This is a genomic window from Dactylosporangium sp. NPDC050588, assembly GCF_040654975.1.
Lineage (GTDB): Bacteria > Actinomycetota > Actinomycetes > Mycobacteriales > Micromonosporaceae > Dactylosporangium > Dactylosporangium maewongense.
Genome location: NZ_JBFAJA010000073.1, coordinates 13817 through 33008, shown reverse-complemented (window position 1 = coordinate 33008; position 19192 = coordinate 13817). Strand labels below are relative to the sequence as shown.

Below are 19192 nucleotides of genomic sequence, written 5' to 3'. Positions count from 1 at the left end.
CCCGCGCTCAACCTGTGCTCACCCTAGGCGCCGGGTGTCCTCCAGGTGCCGCAGGACCGCCGTCACCCGCCGGTCGGCGCGGTCGTCGGGCGCGAGGCCGAGCTTGGCGAAGATGCTGCGGATGTGCTTGTGCACGGCCCCTTCGGTGACGAACAGCCGCTCCGCGATCGCCGTGTTGCCGAGACCTTCGGCCATCAGGGCGAGCACGTCGCGCTCCCGCGGGCTGAGCAGGCTCAGCGTGCTGTCGGGGCGGGTGCGGGCGAAGAGCTGGCTGACCACCTCCGGGTCGATCGCGGTGCCACCGCCGGCGACGCGGTGCAGCGCCTCGAGGAACTCCTCGACCCGGCCGACCCGCTCCTTGAGCAGGTAGCCGAGCCGGGCCGCTCCCCCGGCGAGCAGGTCGGTGGCGAACGCCTGCTCCACGTACGCCGACAGCACCAGCACCGCGAGGTCCGGCTGGCGCCGCCGCGCCTCGACGGCGGCCACGATGCCCTCGTCGGTGTGGGTCGGCGGCATGCGGACGTCGACGATCGCGACGTCCGGCCGGTGCTCGTCGACCGCGGCCAGAAAGGTGTCCGGCGCGCCGGTGACGGCGACCACGTCGAGCTGCTCGGCCCGCAGCAGCAGGGCCAGGCCTTCCCGCAGCAGGGCGTCGTCCTCGGCGATCACGATCCGCACGGCAGCTCCACATGTATCGTCGTCGGCCCACCCGGTGGGCTGGTCAGGGTGAACCGGCCGTCGTGCGCCTCGACCCGCCGGCGGATGCCGCCGATGCCGGAGCCACGGCCCTCGTCGGCGCCGCCGTGGCCGTCGTCGGTCACCGACACGTGCAGCCGGTCGGTCCTTCTCGTGACGGTGACGGCCACGGTGCCGGCGCCGCTGTGCCGGGCGACGTTGGTCAGCGCCTCGGCGACCACGAAGTACGCCGTCGCCTCGACCGATGCCGCGCACCGCCCCGGCACGTCCACCTCGACGGTGCACGGCACGCCGCAGCCGGCGGCCAGGCCGTCGAGCGCGCCGGCGAGCCCGCGGTCGTCGAGCACCGGCGGCAGGATCCCGCGCACGACGGTGCGCAGCTCCGCGAGCGCCAGCTCGGCGGCGTCGTGGGCGCGGTCCAGCACCTCCGCCGCCAGTGCCGGATCGCGGGCGAGGGCCCGCCGGGCGGCGCCGAGCAGCACGGTGACCGCGACGAGCCGGTTCTGCGCCCCGTCGTGCAGCGACCGTTCGATGCGGCGCAGCTCGACGGCGTGCGCGTCGAGGGCGGCCGCGCGGGTGGCGGTGAGCTCGGCGATCCGCAGCGACATGTCCACGTCCCGCGGCGGCGGAAGCCACCGCCGCCCCGGCGCCGCCTGCCAGCGGGCGATCCGGGGGCCGAGCGCGACGGACACGGCGAGCCAGCCGGCGCCCATGAGCGCGACGGCGAGCGCGTCGGGCAGCCCGTCGATGCGCCAGGTGACGTAGCCGGGGCCGCCCACGTCCGGCGGCAGCGCCCAGTAGTACAGCGGGAACAGCAGGTACTGCACCGCCGACAGCGGCAGCGCGAGCCCGATCATCCCCAGCGCGAACCCGCCCGTGCCGTGGACGGCGACGAACGCGGCATCCCGCCGGACCCACGGGTCGCGCACGGCGTCGCGCCAGCCGGCCGGCACCGGCGGCGGCGACGGCAGGACGGCGTCCCATCGCGACAGTCGCGCCCGCTCCCGGTCGGCCGCCCACCGGGCCGCCTTCAGTGCCGACGGGATGGCCACCAGGCCGATGCCGGCCAGCGACGCGGCCGCCGTGACGAACAGCAGCAGGGACGCGCCGAGCGCGAGGGTCGCCGTGCCGAGCCCGCCGACGACGCGTTCGAACGCGTCGACGGACGCGCGAACCCGGTCCCGGACGAACTGCCGCACGGCAGAGACGATAGGCGACGAGCGGGACGGCCGGCCGCTCGCGCCCCGGAAAGTACAGCCTGCTGTACCCGGGCCGGCGCGTTGGCTGGATCGCCGGCGGTCCGCGGCGGCCATAGCGTTGCCGGCATGACCGACCGTTACCGCATCGCCCCGGCCCAGACCCCCGCCACCGAACGCCGGGGCGTGCTGCGCCCCGTCCTGTGGCTGCTGCTGATCCTCGGCGCAGCCGTCAACGCCACGATGTCCGGCCTCGGCGCCAACCCGTTCGTCGGCGCCGCCTTCGGCGTGCTCACCGTCGCCTGCGCGACCACCCTCGTCGTCCACCACTACCGCCACCGCGCCCGGTGACCTGCCGCCACCGCGCCCGGTGACCTGTCGGCGGCGCGGCCGGCGGGCGCTGCCGGTCAGCACGCGGTCGCGGTGACCGTGCCGGCGGCGTCGAGCGTGATACCGCTGGCGGCGGGCGGCTCCTCGTTCAGGTAGCCGGCCGTCACCAGGTCGCCGACCGCCGCCGGCTTCGCGTGCTCATCGGCGACGTACGCCTGATAGGCGATCTCGACGGCCCGCTTGTCGGCCTCGCAGGCGGTCGACCTGCTTGTGCCGGTGAGGTCGCCGACCGAGGTGACAGCGATCGCGCCGAGCGCGGCGACCACGACGGCCGCAACGAGCATCTCGTTGACCGTGGAGCCGGCGTCCCGCTGCTGCCGGGGCGCCGTGATGCGACGAAGCACGAGGTATTTCTCCATCGAGGGGGGACGGGGACGGGCGGCTGCCGGGACGCGGCGATCCGCCACAGCCGCCCGTCGGCTCCGGTGCGAAACGGTAGCGGTTCGGTTGCAGGCGTCCTGTCCACCGGTCGGGCACGTGTATCCGCCCACCACCCGACACGCGGCCGCTCAGCGCACGGCCGCTCAGCGCACGGCCGCTCAGCGCACGGCCGCTCAGCGCACGGCCGCTCAGCGCACGGCCGTCCGGCGCACGGTCGTCCGGCGCACGGCCGCTCAGCGCACGGCCGCGGGGGCCGGGCCGGTGGAGGCGCGGACGATCAGCCGGGCCGGCAGGGACGTGCGGGTGCCGCCGGGGCGGTCGCGGTCGTTGAGCAGGTCGGCGAGCAGGTCGATGCCGGCCCGGCCGCACTGGTCCTTCGGCTGGCTGACGGTGGTCAGGGCGGGAGTGACCAGGGCCGAGGCCGGGATGTCGTCGAAGCCGACGATGCTCACGTCACCGGGCGCGGTCACCCCCCGGGCGCCGAAGCGGCTGGCGAGACCGAGGCCGATCATGTCGTTGTAGGCGATGACCGCGGTGACGCCGGCGGCCAGGACCAGGTCGGCGACGGCGACGCCGCCCTCGAAGTCGGGTGAGACGTTGCCGGCCTCGACCCCCTCGAGGCCGAGGCCGGCCGCCACGGTACGGAAGGCGCGCAGGCGCTCGCGGTTGACCCATGAGGTGCGGGGGCCGGCGACGTAGGCGACCCGGCGGTGGCCCAGCGCGGCGAGGTGGGCGAGCGCCTGGCGGATGCCGTCGGCGTTGTCGAAGATGATGGACGGCAGCTGGCCGACCCGGCGGTTGAGCAGCACCACCGGCAGGTCGCCGCAGACGGAGCGCAGCTCGTCGTCGCCGGCGCGGGGTGCGCACAGCACGAAGCCGTCGACCTGCTTGGTCAGCGTCCGGATGAGGTCCAGCTCGGTGGCGGGATCCTCGTCGGAGTCGGCCAGCAGCACGGCGAGCCCGAACTCCCGGGCCCGGCGCTGGGCGGCCTTGACGATGCCGGCGAACAGCGGGTTGGCGATGTCGGGCACCAGGAACCCGATGGTGCCGGTGCGCCCGGTGCTCAGCCCCCGGGCGATCCGGTTCGGCTCGTAGCCGAGCTGCGCGACGGCCCGCTCGACCCGCTCCCGGGTCGCGGGCCGCACCTGGTCCGGGGCGGCGAGCGCGCGGGACACCGACGACTGGGAGACCCCGGCGAGCCGGGCGACGTCCTTGATCGTCGCCGCCATCCGCAGCTCCTCACGTCGTCCTGGAAGCGGTTCCAGATCTTGTCAGTTCGTCGACGGTAGCACGAAGCCTATCGATGCGAAACCGGCCTATTGCAAGGTATTGACAAAACTCGCTGCGGCGGACCACTGTGGGAACCGTTTCCGGCGCGCTCCAACCGCCAACCCGCCCGGAGACCCAATTCGCCGCGCGCGCCGCTGCGCACACCTCACCGCCACAAGCGCAACGGATTCGCCCGCACCTGTCGAGGAGAGTCGATGCGATGAAGAGAAGGAACGTGCTCGGCCTGGCCGCCGGGCTGTCGATCGGTGCCGTCGCCGCCGGGCCGGGCCGGGCCGACGCGGCCGTCGGGGAGCAGCTGGGCAACTACGCATCCCACCTGACCGACGCCCGCAGCGTCACCGTCACCAGCACCACGGGCCAGCGGTTGCGGATCACCGCGTACGGCAACCAGATCGTCCGGGTCCGCGCGATCCGCAGCGGCGAGACGTTCTTCGCCGACTCCCGCTACGAGATGGTGGTGCCCGCCAACCACGCCGGCATGGGCGGCACCCTCACGGTCACGAGTGACAGCACCAGCCTGACCATCGTCACCGGCGCGGCCGACGGCATCCGGATCGTGCTGCAGAAGAACCCGCTGCGGCTGGAGTTCTACCACCGCGGCACCGGGGCGCTGCTGGCGAAGGAGGACGCGACCCGCAGCATCACCTGGGGCGGCACCAACAACAGCGTCGTCACCGAGGCGTTCGTCCCGCCGCCCGCCGACGAGCACTTCGTCAAGGCGGGACACGGGCTCTACGGGCGCTCCCCCAGGGTCGACCGCACCGGCGACGTCGTGTCGCACAACTACGGCACCGTCCGCAACGACCAGGCGCCCGCGATCGTGCCGCTGTACCTGTCCACCAAGGGCTACGGCGTCTTCTTCAACACGACCTTCGACACCACGTTCGCCTTCGCCAACGGCACCGCCAGGGACTACGCGTTCTCCGCGGACGATCACAACACCGCCGGCGTGCGGCCGCAGATGGACTACTTCCTCATCAACGGCCCGGAGTTCGCGAAGCTGCTGGACCGCTACACCCACCTGACCGGGCGGCCGCGCCTGCCGCAGATCGCCATCTTCGGGCTGCACATGTCGGACAAGAGCTTCCCCGACGTCAGCGACCAGAACTGGTGGCGCACGAAGATCACCCAGCACCGCAACGCCGGCTACCCGTTCGACCACCACGTCAACGACAACCGCTGGCGCAACGGCACCGGCGCGTGGGGCGGCTCCTGGTTCGAGTTCAGCCCCACGCGGTGGCCGGACCCGGCCGGCTACCAGGCGTGGGCCGCGGAGAACGGCGTCACGATGACGCTGGACTACAACCGCAACAACTCCAACCTCATGGCCGTCTGGGTCGGCGGGCCGCCGCCCGGCTACAGCTTCAAGGCCGGCGACCTCACCGGCGTCGCCGACAGCGGCTCGGTGCCCGACTGGACCAACCCCGCGACCCGCGCCTGGGTGTGGAACGTCTTCTGGACCAAGGCCCTGAACCCGGCGCTGCACTTCCCCGGCGACGGGCTGTGGCTCGACGAGACCGACGAGCTGGGCCCCATCCCGTTCAACGCCGACTCCGCGGGCGGCAAGAAGTGGTCGGAGCTGCGCAACGCGTACTTCTTCTACCTGCACAAGGGCGTCGGCGAGGAGGGCTGGGACCCGCAGGCGGCCGGCCACATCGGCACCGCCAAGCGGCCGTGGACGTGGAGCCGCGGCGCGTCGGCCGGGCAGCAGCGCTACGGCCACTACTGGACCGGCGACATCGCCTCCACCTACGACGAGATGCGCCAGCAGATCCGGGGCATGCTGGCCGGCGGGATCGGCGGATTCCCCTTCTCCAACATCGACGGCGGCGGCTTCCACGGCCAGACCGGCGGCCTGATCCCCGAGCCGTTCTACCGCAACTGGGCGGCCGCCTGGTCGAGCCTGTCGCCGATCTGGCGGCCGCACAGCGGGGCCAGCACCACATCGCAGGGCGCGATCGCGTCCCGCTGGCCGCTCGACCAGAGCGCCGTCATCCAGGCGGACTTCCGCAAGTACGGCGAGCTGCGGTACACGCTGCTGCCGTACATCTACAGCATCGCCCACGAGGCGAGCACCACCGGGATGCCGATGGCCCGGGCGATGGTCATCGACTACCAGAACCAGCCGAACGCCTACTCGCACGACCTGCAGTACATGTGGGGGCCGTCGCTGCTCGTCGCGCCGGTGACGTCCGACGGCGGCGCGACCCAGAACGTCTGGCTGCCCGCCGGCGCCACCTGGTACAACTTCTGGGCCGACATCAAGCACGTCGGGACCGACGCGTCCGACCTGCCCTACGTCACCCACACCGGCGAGATCATCCTCTTCGTGAAGGCCGGCGCGATCCTGCCGAAGTACCAGTACGCGCAGAGCACCGCGTACCTGAACAAGCGGCAGCTGGAGATGGAGGTGTACGCCGGCGCGGACGGCACCTTCAACCTGGTGGAGGACGACGGCGTCACCGAGGCGCACCGCGTCTCCGGCGCCAGGGCCGTCACCACCCTGACCTACACCGACGCGGCGACGAGGACCGTGATCCGGCACCCGCAGGGCACCTACGACGGCGCACCCACCGCGCGCCGGTACATCGTGCGCGTCCACGGCCTGACCGCCCCGGTCGGCATGCGGGTCAACGGCGGCGCGACACTGCCGGCCTACAGCACCGAGGCGACGGCGATCACCAGCGGCGGCGGCACGGTGTGGGACGCCACCCGCAAGGTCCTGTCGGTCGTCACCGCGTCGATCCCGGTCGTCGCCGGCGGCGGGGTGGCGGCCACGGTCGAGCCGAGCGGCGCGGCCTTCCCGGCGGTCACGGGCGGCACCGCGTACCCGGCGGAACGGGCCCTGCTCAGCGGCGCCGTCATCGACACCCGTCACGCGGACTACACCGGGACGGGCTTCATCGACTTCGCCGACACCTCGGCCGGCGGCGCCTATGTCCAGTGGACCGTCAACGTGCCCGCCGCGGGCACCAGGACGCTGGCGTTCCGCTACGCCAACGGCGGCACCGCCAACCGGCCCCTCGCGATCTCGGTCAACGGCACCGGCGTCAACGGCGCCCTGGCGTTCAACCCGACCGGCTCCTGGGACGCCTGGAGCACGACCTCGTTCACCGCGTCCCTGCCCGCCGGCAGCCAGGTCACCGTCCGGGCCACCACGACCGGCGCCAACGGGGCGAACATCGACAGCCTCACCATCACCTGAGCCACAGCGACCGGCTTCCGGCGGACCCGTCGCGGCCCGCCGGGAGCCGGTCTCAGCCGTGGACGGCCACCGGGCGGGGCGCGGCGGGGTCCGGCGCCGTCGGCAGGCTCGGCCACTCGGCGGCGGAGCGGTGCAGCAACGCCTCGACGTCGCCGGCGGGCAGCGGGCGGGCGAAGTGGAAGCCCTGCGCGGTGCGGTACCCGAGCAGGGTGAGCTCGGTCGCCTGGGCCGGGTCCTCGATGCCCTCCGCGACGGTGTCGATGTGCAGGATCTGGCTGAGCCGGATGACGGCCTCCGCGACCGCGGCGCGCGACGGTCTCCAGGGCGCAGATCGAGATCCCGGCCGCCTGCGTGTTGTACAGGTCGGTGAACCGGAACACCACCAGCCCGACGAAGAGCAGGCACACCACTCTCGTCACGTTCGACACACCCATCGCACCGCCCCGGAGCGCACACGTCCGGTCCCCTATCGGACCGGGCCGCGGCGATCTGAGCGCTTCCCGGCTCCCGTCGCGACCTGCCTCTTCGCGGCCATTCTCTTCGCTGCCTATTCCTTCGCTGCGCGCCCGAGGCGGACGGCGGAGATCAGGAAGAAGACGGCGCCGGGGATGGCGTAGGCGATCGCGTTGGTCAGCGCCGGGTCGTCCGCGGCGGCGCCGGCGATGAACGACCCACCGGCGAGCACTGAGATGCCGCCGCTGATGATCATCGGCCACTGGCCGCCCATGCGGCGGCGGGTGACCCCCACGGCCAACTGCACCAGTCCTGCCACGACCGCCCACGCACCCCAGACGCGCAGGACCGCCGGGATGCCGTCGGCGCCGGCGAAGACCAGGCCAGCGGCGGCGAGCAGGCTGACGGCGACGTTCACGTAGAGCAGCGCGGGCGATCCGGTGCCGCGGGAAGCCCGGGCGTCGACGACGGCCGCACCCACGTCGAACAGCGGATAGAGCACCAGCAGCGTCCTGGCGAGCGGGCCGAGGTGCTCGGCGGTCGTGAACATCACGAGGGCCCAGACGATGGCGAACGCGAAGCGGACGAAGTACAGCCTCCGCAGGGCGGACGCCGTCGCCTCGATGCCGGACGTGGTGAGCGTGGTCATGGCGTTCCTCCAGTGGGAGAACGAACGTTCTGTCTTGGCCCAGCGTGCAGGCTTCGCGGAGGCCTGTCAAGACCGAACGTTCTATCTCTAAGATGGAGCCCATGGCACTGGGTGGAGTTTCCGAGGCACGGCAGCGGCTCCTGGTCACCGCCGCCGGGATCTTCTACCGGGAAGGCATCCACTCGGTCGGCGTCGACCGGATCATCGGCGAGGCGAAGGTGACCCGGGCCACGTTCTACCGGCACTTCCCCGGCAAGGAGGACCTCGTCCTCGCCTACCTGCAGGCGGCCGACCAGCAGATCCGGGGACAGGTGGACGCGGCCCTGACCGCCGGCCTCCCGGCCCCCGACGCGCTCCGCGCCGTCGCGGCGTCGATCGCCGAGGGCATCCGGTCGGACGGCTTCCGCGGCTGCGCCTTCCTGAACGCCGCGGCCGAGTACCCGGACCCCGGCCACCCGGTGCACCAGGCCGTCCTGGCACACCGGCAATGGTTCCTCGACACGGTCACCGCCCTGACGGGCAGCGATCCTCGCGCGCAGCGGTTCGTCATGCTCCGCGACGGCGCCATGGCGGCCGGCTGCCTGTCCGACCGCGACCAGGTCTGCGCGACCTTCCTCAGTGGCGTCGACGACCTCATCCGGTCCGGCGCGGGTGGCTCATGAGCGCAGCGCCCGCCCCGGGTACGCGTCCGGCAGCAGCTCGCCGTCGCGGATGACGGGCTCGCCGTTGACCAGCAGATGCCGGACGCCGTGCGACGGTGCCGTCGAGGCGAGCACCGTCGCCTGATCCGTGACCCGCTCCGGGTCCAGCACGACGACGTCGGCGTCCGCGCCGATGCCGAGGTGCCCCTTGCGCCGGGCGGCGGGCGCGTGCGCGTCGAGCAGCCGGGCCGGCAGGTAGGAGCAGCGCCGGAACGCCTCCGGCCAGTCCCAGATCCCGGTCTCCCGCACGAACCGCCGCAGCGCCTTCGCGAACGTGCCGGCCGTGCGCGGGTGGGTCGCGCCTTCCGGCAGCGGCCACTGCCGCGTGTCGCGGGTGCCGTCGTTGAACGTCACCGGCAGCGCGTCGCTGGCCACGATCGTGCCCGGGTCGGCGAACGTGCCCTCCAGCAGCGCACGGTCCGACGGATCCGTCTCGTCGAGGATCTCGATGAGGCACAGCGCGCCGGGCGTGGCCGCCCTGACCTCCCGCAGCCGGGCCGCGTCGGCGATCCGCTCCCCCGACGGCAGCAGCACCAGGTTGTGCGGCCTGACCCCCCACACGTGCAGCCGTTCGGGGGCGAGGAACGCGGCGCCGATGCCCGTGCACGCGGTGCCGTACGGGTACGCCTCGTACGTCACCCGCGAACCCGCCGCGACCGCCGCGTGGATCGTGCCGAGCGCCCGCTCCACGTGCCGGCCCGAGGTGCTGTTGACATGGCAGTAGTGCATCGCGACGCCGGTCTCGGCGGCGGCCGCGGTGACCTCGTCCGCGCCGTCGACGAGCACGTCCGGGTCGGCCTCGATCAGGTTCCGCACGTGCGCGAACACCGGCACCCCGTTGCCGCCGGCCAGCCGGGCGACGTGCAGGAACTCGCTGGGCTCGGCCCGTGGCGTGTACCCGATCGGCACCCCGATGCCCAGCGCACCGTCGGCGAGCTCGCCGGACAGCAGGTCCAGCCACCGGTCACGCTGTGCCGGCGACGACGACGCCTGCCAGTGCTCGTTGCCCATCAGCGCCAGCACGCCGGCCAGGTCCGGCACCGGCTCGACCCCTGCGAGCACCAGCCCCCGGGCCGCCGCCCACGACGCGGAGTACCCGTAGTTCAGCGGCCGCCCCTCCTCGGCGGCCCGCCGGAGCGCGACGGCCACCGGCATCAGCCCGATCTCGAGGTCCAGCGCCGTGGTCACGCCGTCGAACGCCTGCAGCCGCTGCCCGGCGATCGTGCTGACGTGGCTGTGCACGTCGACGAACCCCGGCCCGACGACCAGCCCGGTCGCGTCCACGACGACGGCACCCTCGCTCAGGGTGGCAGGATCGGCGATCGAGCCGTCGCGCACGAGCAGGTCACGGACCTCGTCCGTCCCCGCCCCCGGGTCGATGACACGCCCACCACGAATCACGATCTCGGTCATGCGCCCACCCTAGGACCGCCGGCGCCATCGAGGTTGGTGACCGGCGACAGTTCCGCTCACCCGCGTTCGTCCCGCCGCACCGACCTTCACGACATCCACCCATCTCGGCCACCCGTTGTGCCGCCCAGGGTCGGTAGCGTCGGCGGCATGGTGGACCTCGCGCTCATCGCATTGATCGCCCTGATCGCCACGTACGCCGGAGCGGTCGCGACCGTCACCCGGCTGCGCCCCGCCGGCCCCCGCCGGGCCCTCCTCGAAGGCGCCGCCACAACTGCCGGCGTCGCCGCGTGCTTCGCGCTCATGCTGGCCCTCGCCCGAGTCTGGCTGCCGGGCACCATCATCGTCGCCTCGCTGCTCGCCGGCGCCGTCCTCCACCACACTCTGGTCCGCGACCTCGGCGCCCGCCGCGCGTCGGTCGCCGCGGCCGCCGGCGGCCTGCTGATCGGCGCGAGCTTCCTGTTCGTGTCGTACCTGGCCGTCATGGCCCTGATCGGCGCCGCCGGCGTGTACCTCGTCCTGCGCCTGTGGCTACGCACCCGGCCCGCACTCCTGGTCCTGGGCGGCACCCTCGGCGCCCTGCTCACCGCCTCCGCGGGCGTCTTCGCGCTCGCCCTGTCCACCATGTGACGCCGACCCGCTCACACCACCCGGTCACCGCGGCGTTGTCAGCGGGCGGAGAGCGATCGAAGAGTGTGCACGTATAGCGTCTGGCCCCACCGACTCGAGGATGGTGGAGCTTGTTCAGACGTAGCAGCTTCGGCGTCGTGGCGACCGTGGCCATGGCGTTGTCGATCGCCCTGGGGGCGGCGCCTGCGGGCGCCTCGCCGAATGTCATGTACTACCAGTTCAGGGGCTGGGCAGAGAACGTCCGGACCTGGTGCGTCGACATTCAGGCGGAGACGGCCGGCAACGTCCGCACCAATGTCCAGACCTACCGGTGCCGGGCGGCGTCCGAGCAGCCGCAGGTGCAGTACCAGGCGTTCAGCCAGGAGGGCTTCGCCGGGCAGCCCGACAACAACCGGCGGTTCCGCAACAAGGCCACGAACAAGTGCCTGACCTACAACGTCAACGGGGTCGCGAGTCCGGGCTCCCCGCCCAACGCCGTGTGGGCCGAGGCCTGCGGGCAGGCCGGTCAGGGCTGGCGGCACCCCGCGAACCAGGAACAGTGGGAGGCCATCGAGTATCCCGGCATGTGCCTGGACACCGTGGACCCCAACGGCTATTGGGGCACCGGGATCGACGTGTACCCGTGTAACCCGTACGGGCAGTGGACGCGTTGGGCCATGGACTTTCTGAACATTCCGGACTGAGCGCGGCCGGTGGCCTCAGGGGGCGCGGGAGCCGCGGGCGTGTTCCTGGGCGACGACGGCCTCCAGGTCGGGCAGGCGTTGCAGGCCCCGCAGCGGCTGGGCCATGCGGTGGTTGCCGGTCAAGGCATCGCGGGTGCGGTCGAGCAGTGCCCAGTAGCCGGCGGTGTACGGGCAGGCGTCGGGGCCGAGGCGGTGGCGGGGGTTGTAGCGGCAGCCGTGGCAGTAGTCGCTCATCCGGTCGAGGTACGCGCCGCCCGCCGCGTACGGCTTGGTGGTCATCGCGCCGCCGTCGGCGTACTGGCTCATGCCGATCACGTTGGCGGTCATCACCCACGCGTAGCCGTCGACGAAGCACCGGTGGAACCAGTCGGCGACCGCCGCCGGGCGCCAGCCCCGCTGTAGCGCGTAGTTGCCCAGCACCATGAGCCGTGGGATGTGGTGGACCCAGGCCCGGTCGCGGACGCCGGCGAGCACGTCGGCGAGGCACCGGGCCTGGACGGCGTCGGCGTCCAGCTCGGCGAACCACCGGGGCAGCGGCCGGGTCGCCCGCAGCGCGTTCGAGCGTGGGTAGCCGGCGCCGCGGTACCAGTACAGGTGCCAGACGTAGTCACGCCAGCCGATGATCTGCCGGATGAAGCACTCGGCGCTGGCCGCGGGCACGGCACCGGAGCGGTATGCCTGCTCGGCGGCCCGGTGCCGGAGCGCGGTCAGGACCAGATGCGCCTTCTGCCGGTGGAACACCCGGCGGCGGAACACGGATTTCGCCTCGACGAGCAGCACCGGTTGCCGCGGGCCGTCGAGGAAGTGCGGCCCGAGCTGGTCGGCGAACAGCCAACGCCGGCGCATCTACCGCACGAGCTGCGGACGGCCGGACACGCGTACCGAATCCTGGGCGATGATCATGAGGTCTCCCATTCTACGTCGCGTGCCCGGCCTGTCGGCGGTGGTCAGCTCAGGAAGCTGCCGTACGGGCCGGCCAGGATGGCGTTCTTCTGGGCCTGGCTGAAGTGCGTGTTCGGGTAGTTGTAGAACGACGCGGACATCGGGGTGCCGTCCGTGGAGCTCGAGTCCGGCAGGCCGAAGCCGTGGCCGAGCTCGTGGACCATCCCGCCGTACCAGCGGTTCATCGGGCCGTTGCGGCCGGCGCCGCCGTCCGCGTCGTGGCCGGAGAGCAGGACCCAGCCGGGGCTGGCGCCGCCGCCGGACCTGCCGACGTCCTCGGCGCTGATCTCGCCGACGATCAGCCAGCGGTTGTCGGGGTTGGCGAGGCCGAACCGGCGCCGCAGCTCGGCCTGCATGTTGAACACGACGCACCAGTAGCGGTCGCCGTTCGGGTCGCAGTTGGTGTTGATGTACCAGTTGGTGTCGTGCTCGCCGTTGACCGTCTCGACGACCGTGGCGTTCAGGGCGAACGTCTTGCCGAGCTCCTGGCGGTAGTAGCGCTGCGCCTCGCGCATCACGTTCGCGATGCCGTCCGGGTAGCGCTGGTCGAACGCGACGTCGGTCGGCTTGAGCCAGAACACCCGCACCGTCTTCGTGCCCGGTGTGCCGGGGTTTCCGGGTGTGCTGGAGGCGCTCGGCGACGGCGACGCCGACCTGGTCGGCGAGGCGCTCGTGGTCGGGCCGGCGGTGCCGGTGCACAGCACGTTGTTGAGCCGGAACGTGGCGGGCACCGGGTTCGAGCCGCTCCAGGTGCCGTTGAAGCCGAACGACGTGCTCCCGCCGGTGCCGAGCGCGCCGTTGTAGCCGGCGTTCACCGCCGAGACGCTGGTGCCGGTCTGCGTCACGGTCGCGTTCCAGGCCTGGGTGACGCTCTGGCCGGGGGCAAAGCTCCACGTCAGCGTCCAGCCGTTGATCGGGTCGCCGAGGTTGGTGACCGCCACGTCGGCCCCGAACCCGCCCTGCCACTGCGAGCTGATCGTGTACGTCACCCGGCAGCCCGCGACCGCCGCACCGGCCGACGTGCCGGCGACGACCGCGCCGCCCGCGACGAGGCCGACCGTGGCGGCGACGAGCACGAGGCCCCGGTACCGTTGAAGCCGCATCACATCCCCTTTCATCAATGGACTCCGCCACGGTGCGCCCCGAAAACCTTTTCGGCAAGGTGGGCGGGCGAATCTGCTGGAAACCCGGCGAAACTTTCATCGGAGGGGGTGCCTGCCGTCGCCGCCGTCGCCCAGGGGGGCCGGGCCCACCGACCATTCCGCGCTGATTCCCGGACGGAATCGCAGACGAATTACGATGCAATTGCCGGCGAATTGAATCATCAGCGTGTCCCGCGTGGACAGGGACAGGTGTCCCGAATTGTGTCCTGACCATTGTCCTGGACGTTCGGGCCACTCCCCAGTTCGTGCCACGGTCCGCGGCGAATTGAATCGGCGGCGGCGTCCTATTTCTACATTCCTCTCGTCATCACCGAGATGACCTCGTACAGAGGAGAAAGAGCTGTGAAACGACGACTTCTTCAGGTCGGCGCGGTCGCGCTGGCCGGTTTGTTCAGTGCGATCGTCCTGCCGTCCGGCCCGGCCAGCGCCGCGCCGAATTGCAACGTTCCGGTGCCGCCGCCGGTGTGCGGCGACGGCGGTGGCGACGGCGACCCGGTGGTGCGGGACATCCCCGTGCACGGCACGCTCGACACGGTCACCTACGTCGGCAACGCCGTGCGGGTCACCGGCTGGGCCATCGACCGGGACGGCGGCAACGCGCCGCTCATCGTCGACATCTCCATCGACGGCGCGTGGAAGCAGACCCTCACCGCCAACACGTACCGCCCGGACGTCGCCGCCGCGTACCCGGCGTACGGCTCCTACCGGGGCTTCGACGCGCTCGTCCCGGCGGGTCTCGGCACCCACCAGGTGTGCGCGTGGGGCATCAGCGTCGTCCCCGCCGGCGCCGCGAACCCGGGCAACCCGTCGCTGGGCTGCCGGACGTACACCGCAACCCTCGCCGCCCCGACCAACGTGCGCACCATCTCCAGGGCGGAGGACGGCACCACGGTGTACGGCTTCAAGGACAACTCGGTCGAGGAGACCTCCTTCCGGGTCGTCATCACCCGGCAGTACTGGGAGCAGTACACCGACCCTCGCTGGGGGCAGATGTACCGCGCCTACTACGTCGACCGGCAGTTCACCGTGCCGGCGCAGGCAGGCACGGCCGAGGTGACCGCCACGACCGTGACCGGCGGCTCGGACTGCCGCACGACGGTGTACGCCGTCTCCGGCTCCGTCCAGAGCGCCCCGGCCACCACCGGCTGGTGCTGACCGCCCCCGCCGTCGTCACATGAACGAACGGCCCGGACCCGCCGGAGGATTTCCTCCGGCGGGTCTTCGCCACCACGTGTGCCGCTTCACGGCCGGTCGAAATACATTTAAGCGTCGCAGGTAATACGCCAGATCGCGCCGCCAGACCCACACGCCGTCCGTCAGCAACGACGCACCCGACATCTCCGGAAATCCGTCCGATCCGGAAATGACATCCAGCACGCCTTCGTGGTCAGTCTCTGATGGTGGCGACGACAGTCGACTACACCGCGACGTCGCACCGCGTCGACGGTGGGTTCGGTTCCGGGCGGTGGTTCGCTGGCAGAATTCTGGTGTGCGGCGTATTCGTGACGATCCTGAGTTCGCTGGCGTCGTCGACCGGTACGTTCGCCCGGATCGTCGGTACATGAAGCTGCTGCACGGCAACTTCCTGCGCCAGGCCGAGCCCGAGCGCACCGAGTTCATCCGGGCGCTGACGGATGACGCGGGTCAGGTGACGACGCGTGAAGTTCGATCCGTACGGGTACCGTGACCGCATCGCGGCCATGTGCTTGCTGGCCGCTACCTGAGCGTGCAGGTGACGGCGGTCAGGGGTTGGTTCTGGCCGGTGACGACCATGCCCCAGCTGGTGGTGCCGGCGGGTGGGATGACGGCGTTGTAGGGCTGGTTCGTCGCGGTGACCCGGGTGCCGGACTGGGTCGTGACGGCGTTCCAGGAGCTGGCGATCCGTTGGGTGCCGGCGAAGGTGAACGCCGTGGTCCAGCCGGTCGACGCGGTGGTGCCGGTGTTGCGGACGGTCACCTCGGCCTGGTAGCCGTCGTTCCACGAGCCGGTGACGGCGACGGTCGCGGTGCAACCACCGGCGGACCCTGAAGCAGACACAGAAGCAGACACAGAAGCAGACGCCGAAGGTGACCGCGAGGCCGACGGCGACACAGACCTGGACGGCGAGACCGAGACCGACGGTGAGACCGAGACGGAAGACGAGACCGACGGTGACGCGCCCGTCGTGGTGTACGTCGCCTTGGTGTACGCCTGGCCGCACTGGGCCGAGCAGGCGTCCGGCAGCGCGAAGCTGTACTCGCGGCCGCCGAACAGCGGCGCGTCGGCCGCGTCCCTGGCCCGGATGCGGAACTGGGTGCCGCCGGAGGTGGTGCCGCCGATCACGAACGACTGGCCCATGTCGCCGTTGGGCTGGGCCGCCCGCCAGGCACCGTCGGCGTAGTACTCGACGCCGTGGATGCCGTTGGGCAGGCGGGAGACGGCGATCGCCGGCCACCAGCGCTGCGCGCCGCTGAGGAAGCCGATCTGGATGTCGCCGGAGTAGGCGGGCGCCGGGATGAAGTTCCAGGCGACGTGCCGGTTGTTCCAGTGGTTCGGGTACAGGTCGCCGAGGGTGGAGCCGTTCTTCGAGAAGCGGTTCAGCGACGCCTTGGACAGGTCCAGGTGGTACGGGTCGTCGCGGCACCAGGCGTTCGTGTCGGCGCAGCTGTCGGCGACCAGCATGTTCAGCACGCCGCCGTTGTAGGCGTCGGCGGTCCAGGATCCGTTGCGGCAGAACGGCTGGCCGAGGGCGCCGTCGTTGGTGCCGGTGCAGTAGTCGGCGATCTTCACCTGGACCCAGCGCCCGCAGTTGCGGCCGTTGTCCCACACGCCCATCTTGTCGGCCATCGCCGGCGGCACCGGCCGGGTGTTGTAGCTGCCGTCGCCGGGGGTGTCGAAGACGTTCAGGGCGACGAAGTCCTGCGTCTCCAGCTCCGCCTGCGGCAGCCCGCAGCCACCGTACGGCGAGCCGAGCCCGTCGAAGTAGGTCGCGTTGCCGGTCACCGGCGCGACCGGTGGCGGCACCGTCGCCTCGGCGGCGGGCAGTTGCAGGTACGCCACGAGCAGGGCGGCGCACGCGCCGGCGGCACCGAGGACGGCGAGCCTCTTCGTCATGGCGCACACGCTCGCGCCGCCCGCGGCCGACCGTCAACGGTGGCCGGCCCGTGCCCCGCGGTGACCTCGGCGCGACGGCGAAACTTCCACACGGCCGTCGTCACCGTGAACAGCCAGACGGTCAACGACAACGAGGCCGGCGACTGGCTCGAATGGGCCTACGGCCACGGCTTCGGCGACACCTTCGACGCCGTCGCGTACCACCCGTATCCGGACTTGTTCCGCGGCTCCGCCCTGTTCTCCGGCTGCGGCCGTTTCACGCTCTGGCTGCAGGGCGACGGCAATCTCGTCATGCACGACCGCGGCGTGCCGTACTGGGTGCGCGGCGGCCACAAGGGGTACCGGCTGACCAGCCAGCACGACGGCAACCTGGTCCTCTACGACCACGCCGACCGGCCGCTGTGGGCGTCCGGCACCAGCGGACGCGGCGACGCCACGCTGTGGATGCAGGAAGACGGCAACCTGGTGCTCTACCCGCACGCGGGCGGCTCTGCCTGGGCGAGCGGCACCGTGCGCCCCTGAAGGCGGGTCATCGCGCCCCGCCGCGGCCGGCGCCGGCCGACCTTCGCCGGCTCGGCGTGGTCAGCCGGCCGCGGCGCGGCGGGCGCGGAAGTCGCGGACCTTACGCCGGTTGCCGCACTCCGACATCTGGCACCAGACGCCCTTGCGGTTGCGGGCGTGGTCGTAGAAGGCCCAGCGGCAGTCCTCGGCCGGGCACAGCTTGAGCCGCTCCCAGGTGCCGTCGAGGGCGGCGACCGCCACGACCGCCAGCAGCCGGGCGGCGAGCGGGTCGGTGGCGTCCTCCCCCGCCGTGAGCCGCGCGGACTCGCCGCCGAGGCGCAGCCGGAGGGGCTGGGCGGCGGCGATCGCGTCCAGGGTGGCGGGATCGCCGTCGATCGCGTCGCGCAGCGCCGTGCGCAGTGCGACGGCGTCACGCAGGGCGGGCGGGGACACCTCGGGCAGGTGTCGCCGGCACCACGCGGCGAGGCCCGTGGCGTCGGTGAGCTGGTCGGTGCCGTGCTCCAGGTCGAGCGTGTTGGCGAAGGACCGCACGATCTCCAGGGCTCCGGGTGCCTCCTGTGGTTTCATTGCGCCGCCTCCGGTAACCGGTAAACTGCTTTAAAGGTTACATCATCGAGGTGCGGACGGAGTGACGCCATGGCAGCGCAGACCTCATCGAGCCCTCCGGTCACGGTCGCGGCGGCACGCGGGCCCGAGCCGGCCCGGCGCGGGCAGGGCCGGCTGGCGGGTTACGCGGCGGTGGTCGTGGCGGCGGCGCTGTGGGGGTTCGGCGGGACCGTCGCCAGCCGCCTCTTCGACGCCGGCGTCGACCCCCTCGAGCTCGTCGCGACCCGCACGTTCATCACCCTCGCCGGGCTGGCGCTGCTGGTCGGCGCCGGCCGCGCCACCCGCCGGCAGGACCGCCAAGAGCGCCAAGACCGCCAGGAGCACCGAGACCGGCAGGACCGGCAGGCGGCGCCGGAGCGGGCCGGCTGGGCCGTGACCGTCGGGTTCGGCGTCTCGGTGGCGGTGGCCAACGGCTGCCTGTTCCTGGCGATCCAGCACCTGCCGGTCGCGGTGGCGATGGTGCTGCAGAACCTGGCCCCGGCCCTCGTGGTGGGCTGGCTGATCATGCTCGGGCGGCGGCGGATGAGCCTGCCGCTCACCCTCGGTCTCGCCGCGGCGCTGCTCGGCGTGGCGCTGGTCGTGCGGCTGCCGGAGACGTCCTGGGGGCAGCTGGACCTGGTCGGCATCGGCTTCGGCCTGGCCACGGCGGCGGGTGTCGCGGCGTTCTCCGTGCTCGGCAGCGCGGCGACGCGCGCGCACGGCGCGCTGCGCGCCAACGTGTACGCGTTCGCCGTGTCCAGCGTGGTGTGGCTGGTGGTGCTGGCGCCGGGCGGCGCGCCCGGCATCACCCGGCACGGCGACCAGTGGCCGGGGATCATGTTCGTCGGGGTGCTGGGCACGTTGGTGCCGTTCCTGCTGTACGCGTGGGGCACGGCACGGGTCGGCGCGCAGGCCGGCGCCGTGAACATCTCGCTGGAGCCGGTGTTCAGCGCGGTGCTCGCCTGGTGGTGGCTGAGCCAGCGGCTGACCGCGATGCAGATCGCCGGCGGCGTCGTGCTGGTCGGCGCCGTCATCGCCCTGCAACACCTGCGGGACCACCCCGAAAGGGAGCACCAGGAAAGGGAGCACCCGGAGCGCGACCCGCGGGAGGGACCGGATGGCGCCCTGAAGAAGCAGCCGGACGACGACCCCGGTCGCGGCAGATGACCGCGCCGTTACCGGTGTGTTGCCTTTGACGGAAAG

Annotated in this window: 19 protein-coding genes and 1 pseudogene; 9 read left to right on the top strand and 11 right to left on the bottom strand. The window is 72.4% G+C overall.

Annotated elements, in window-relative coordinates; all coding sequences use genetic code 11:
* Nucleotides 1–18: 18 nt before the first annotated feature.
* Nucleotides 19–678 carry a response regulator transcription factor gene (locus AB0I21_RS40460; RefSeq protein WP_360568988.1) on the bottom strand — a complete coding sequence of 220 codons (660 nt, stop codon included), beginning with the start codon at nt 676–678 and terminating at the stop codon, nt 19–21.
* A complete protein-coding gene (locus AB0I21_RS40455; protein WP_360568987.1) occupies nt 666–1895 on the bottom strand; it encodes a sensor domain-containing protein in 1230 nt (409 codons plus the stop codon). Before AB0I21_RS40455 ends, AB0I21_RS40460 begins: the two co-directional genes overlap by 13 nt.
* Nucleotides 1896–2021: 126 nt before the next feature.
* On the opposite strand from AB0I21_RS40455, the gene AB0I21_RS40450 reads away from it, so the two are divergent.
* Nucleotides 2022–2243 (top strand): hypothetical protein, encoded by a 222-nt coding sequence (locus AB0I21_RS40450; protein ID WP_360568986.1) that lies wholly within the window; start codon nt 2022–2024, stop codon nt 2241–2243.
* Nucleotides 2244–2299: 56 nt separating this feature from the next.
* Here AB0I21_RS40450 and AB0I21_RS40445 read toward each other — a convergent pair whose 3' ends face one another.
* Both AB0I21_RS40445 and AB0I21_RS40440 read right to left on the bottom strand, forming a co-directional pair.
* Nucleotides 2300–2626 carry a hypothetical protein gene (locus AB0I21_RS40445; RefSeq protein WP_360568985.1) on the bottom strand — a complete coding sequence of 109 codons (327 nt, stop codon included), beginning with the start codon at nt 2624–2626 and terminating at the stop codon, nt 2300–2302.
* A gap of 270 nt (nt 2627–2896) precedes the next feature.
* On the bottom strand, nt 2897–3892 hold the full coding sequence (locus tag AB0I21_RS40440) for a LacI family DNA-binding transcriptional regulator (RefSeq protein ID WP_360568984.1): 996 nt from the start codon (nt 3890–3892) through the stop codon (nt 2897–2899).
* A 260-nt stretch (nt 3893–4152) separates the two neighbouring features.
* On the opposite strand from AB0I21_RS40440, the gene AB0I21_RS40435 reads away from it, so the two are divergent.
* A complete protein-coding gene (locus AB0I21_RS40435) occupies nt 4153–7158 on the top strand; it encodes a TIM-barrel domain-containing protein (protein ID WP_360568983.1) in 3006 nt (1001 codons plus the stop codon).
* 52 nt (nt 7159–7210) lie between these two features.
* Here AB0I21_RS40435 and AB0I21_RS40430 read toward each other — a convergent pair.
* A pseudogene (locus AB0I21_RS40430) lies at nt 7211–7462 on the bottom strand (EAL domain-containing protein); the annotation flags it as partial.
* 243 nt (nt 7463–7705) lie between these two features.
* A complete protein-coding gene (locus AB0I21_RS40425) occupies nt 7706–8260 on the bottom strand; it encodes a hypothetical protein (RefSeq protein WP_360568982.1) in 555 nt (184 codons plus the stop codon).
* 101 nt (nt 8261–8361) lie between these two features.
* On the opposite strand from AB0I21_RS40425, the gene AB0I21_RS40420 reads away from it, so the two are divergent.
* Entirely contained in the window at nt 8362–8922 is a 561-nt protein-coding gene (locus AB0I21_RS40420) for a TetR/AcrR family transcriptional regulator (RefSeq protein ID WP_360568981.1), read from the top strand.
* Here the strand turns inward: AB0I21_RS40420 and AB0I21_RS40415 are convergent.
* On the bottom strand, nt 8917–10374 hold the full coding sequence (locus tag AB0I21_RS40415) for an amidohydrolase family protein (protein WP_360568980.1): 1458 nt from the start codon (nt 10372–10374) through the stop codon (nt 8917–8919). The genes AB0I21_RS40420 and AB0I21_RS40415 overlap by 6 nt on opposite strands.
* Nucleotides 10375–10521: 147 nt before the next feature.
* Between AB0I21_RS40415 and AB0I21_RS40410 the strand changes: the two genes are divergently transcribed.
* Both AB0I21_RS40410 and AB0I21_RS40405 read left to right on the top strand, forming a co-directional pair.
* A complete protein-coding gene (locus AB0I21_RS40410; RefSeq protein WP_360568979.1) occupies nt 10522–11001 on the top strand; it encodes a hypothetical protein in 480 nt (159 codons plus the stop codon).
* Nucleotides 11002–11111: 110 nt separating this feature from the next.
* Nucleotides 11112–11684, top strand: coding sequence for a hypothetical protein (locus AB0I21_RS40405; protein ID WP_360568978.1), 573 nt, complete (start codon nt 11112–11114; stop codon nt 11682–11684).
* 15 nt (nt 11685–11699) lie between these two features.
* Here AB0I21_RS40405 and AB0I21_RS40400 read toward each other — a convergent pair whose 3' ends face one another.
* On the bottom strand, nt 11700–12530 hold the full coding sequence (locus AB0I21_RS40400) for a hypothetical protein (protein ID WP_360568977.1): 831 nt from the start codon (nt 12528–12530) through the stop codon (nt 11700–11702).
* Between the two features lie 101 nt (nt 12531–12631).
* Nucleotides 12632–13729 carry a cellulose-binding domain-containing protein gene (locus AB0I21_RS40395; RefSeq protein WP_360568976.1) on the bottom strand — a complete coding sequence of 366 codons (1098 nt, stop codon included), beginning with the start codon at nt 13727–13729 and terminating at the stop codon, nt 12632–12634.
* Nucleotides 13730–14131: 402 nt separating this feature from the next.
* Here AB0I21_RS40395 and AB0I21_RS40390 point away from each other — a divergent pair, with 402 nt between their 5' ends.
* Together AB0I21_RS40390 and AB0I21_RS40385 are read left to right on the top strand one after the other, a co-directional pair.
* Nucleotides 14132–14944 carry a hypothetical protein gene (locus AB0I21_RS40390; RefSeq protein WP_360568975.1) on the top strand — a complete coding sequence of 271 codons (813 nt, stop codon included), beginning with the start codon at nt 14132–14134 and terminating at the stop codon, nt 14942–14944.
* Nucleotides 14945–15152: 208 nt separating this feature from the next.
* Nucleotides 15153–15476, top strand: coding sequence for a DUF6000 family protein (locus AB0I21_RS40385; RefSeq protein ID WP_360568974.1), 324 nt, complete (start codon nt 15153–15155; stop codon nt 15474–15476).
* A 29-nt stretch (nt 15477–15505) separates the two neighbouring features.
* Here the strand turns inward: AB0I21_RS40385 and AB0I21_RS40380 are convergent, their stop codons facing one another.
* Nucleotides 15506–16882 (bottom strand): cellulose binding domain-containing protein, encoded by a 1377-nt coding sequence (locus tag AB0I21_RS40380; protein WP_360568973.1) that lies wholly within the window; start codon nt 16880–16882, stop codon nt 15506–15508.
* Between the two features lie 105 nt (nt 16883–16987).
* On the opposite strand from AB0I21_RS40380, the gene AB0I21_RS40375 reads away from it, so the two are divergent.
* A complete protein-coding gene (locus AB0I21_RS40375) occupies nt 16988–17404 on the top strand; it encodes a hypothetical protein (RefSeq protein WP_360568972.1) in 417 nt (138 codons plus the stop codon).
* A 60-nt stretch (nt 17405–17464) separates the two neighbouring features.
* Here the strand turns inward: AB0I21_RS40375 and AB0I21_RS40370 are convergent, their stop codons facing one another.
* Complete coding sequence (locus AB0I21_RS40370) at nt 17465–17971, bottom strand: CGNR zinc finger domain-containing protein (protein WP_360568971.1); 507 nt, start codon at nt 17969–17971, stop codon at nt 17465–17467.
* A gap of 69 nt (nt 17972–18040) precedes the next feature.
* Between AB0I21_RS40370 and AB0I21_RS40365 the strand changes: the two genes are divergently transcribed.
* The gene (locus tag AB0I21_RS40365) at nt 18041–19156 is read left to right on the top strand and encodes a DMT family transporter (RefSeq protein WP_360568970.1); all 1116 of its coding nucleotides are present in this window, start codon (nt 18041–18043) and stop codon (nt 19154–19156) included.
* Nucleotides 19157–19192: the final 36 nt, after the last annotated feature.

Bases quoted from the DNA above. Each gene is read 5' to 3' on its own strand.
- AB0I21_RS40365 (WP_360568970.1), top strand. From the start codon at position 18,041: ATGGCAGCGCAGACCTCATCGAGCCCTCCGGTCACGGTCGCGGCGGCA.
- AB0I21_RS40395 (WP_360568976.1), bottom strand. From the start codon at position 13,729: ATGCGGCTTCAACGGTACCGGGGCCTCGTGCTCGTCGCCGCCACGGTC.
- AB0I21_RS40425 (WP_360568982.1), bottom strand. From the start codon at position 8,260: ATGACCACGCTCACCACGTCCGGCATCGAGGCGACGGCGTCCGCCCTG.
- AB0I21_RS40450 (WP_360568986.1), top strand. From the start codon at position 2,022: ATGACCGACCGTTACCGCATCGCCCCGGCCCAGACCCCCGCCACCGAA.
- AB0I21_RS40410 (WP_360568979.1), top strand. From the start codon at position 10,522: ATGGTGGACCTCGCGCTCATCGCATTGATCGCCCTGATCGCCACGTAC.
- AB0I21_RS40380 (WP_360568973.1), bottom strand. From the start codon at position 16,882: ATGACGAAGAGGCTCGCCGTCCTCGGTGCCGCCGGCGCGTGCGCCGCC.
- AB0I21_RS40370 (WP_360568971.1), bottom strand. From the start codon at position 17,971: ATGAAACCACAGGAGGCACCCGGAGCCCTGGAGATCGTGCGGTCCTTC.
- AB0I21_RS40420 (WP_360568981.1), top strand. From the start codon at position 8,362: ATGGCACTGGGTGGAGTTTCCGAGGCACGGCAGCGGCTCCTGGTCACC.
- AB0I21_RS40385 (WP_360568974.1), top strand. From the start codon at position 15,153: ATGACATCCAGCACGCCTTCGTGGTCAGTCTCTGATGGTGGCGACGAC.
- AB0I21_RS40415 (WP_360568980.1), bottom strand. From the start codon at position 10,374: ATGACCGAGATCGTGATTCGTGGTGGGCGTGTCATCGACCCGGGGGCG.
- AB0I21_RS40400 (WP_360568977.1), bottom strand. From the start codon at position 12,530: ATGCGCCGGCGTTGGCTGTTCGCCGACCAGCTCGGGCCGCACTTCCTC.
- AB0I21_RS40440 (WP_360568984.1), bottom strand. From the start codon at position 3,892: ATGGCGGCGACGATCAAGGACGTCGCCCGGCTCGCCGGGGTCTCCCAG.
- AB0I21_RS40435 (WP_360568983.1), top strand. From the start codon at position 4,153: ATGAAGAGAAGGAACGTGCTCGGCCTGGCCGCCGGGCTGTCGATCGGT.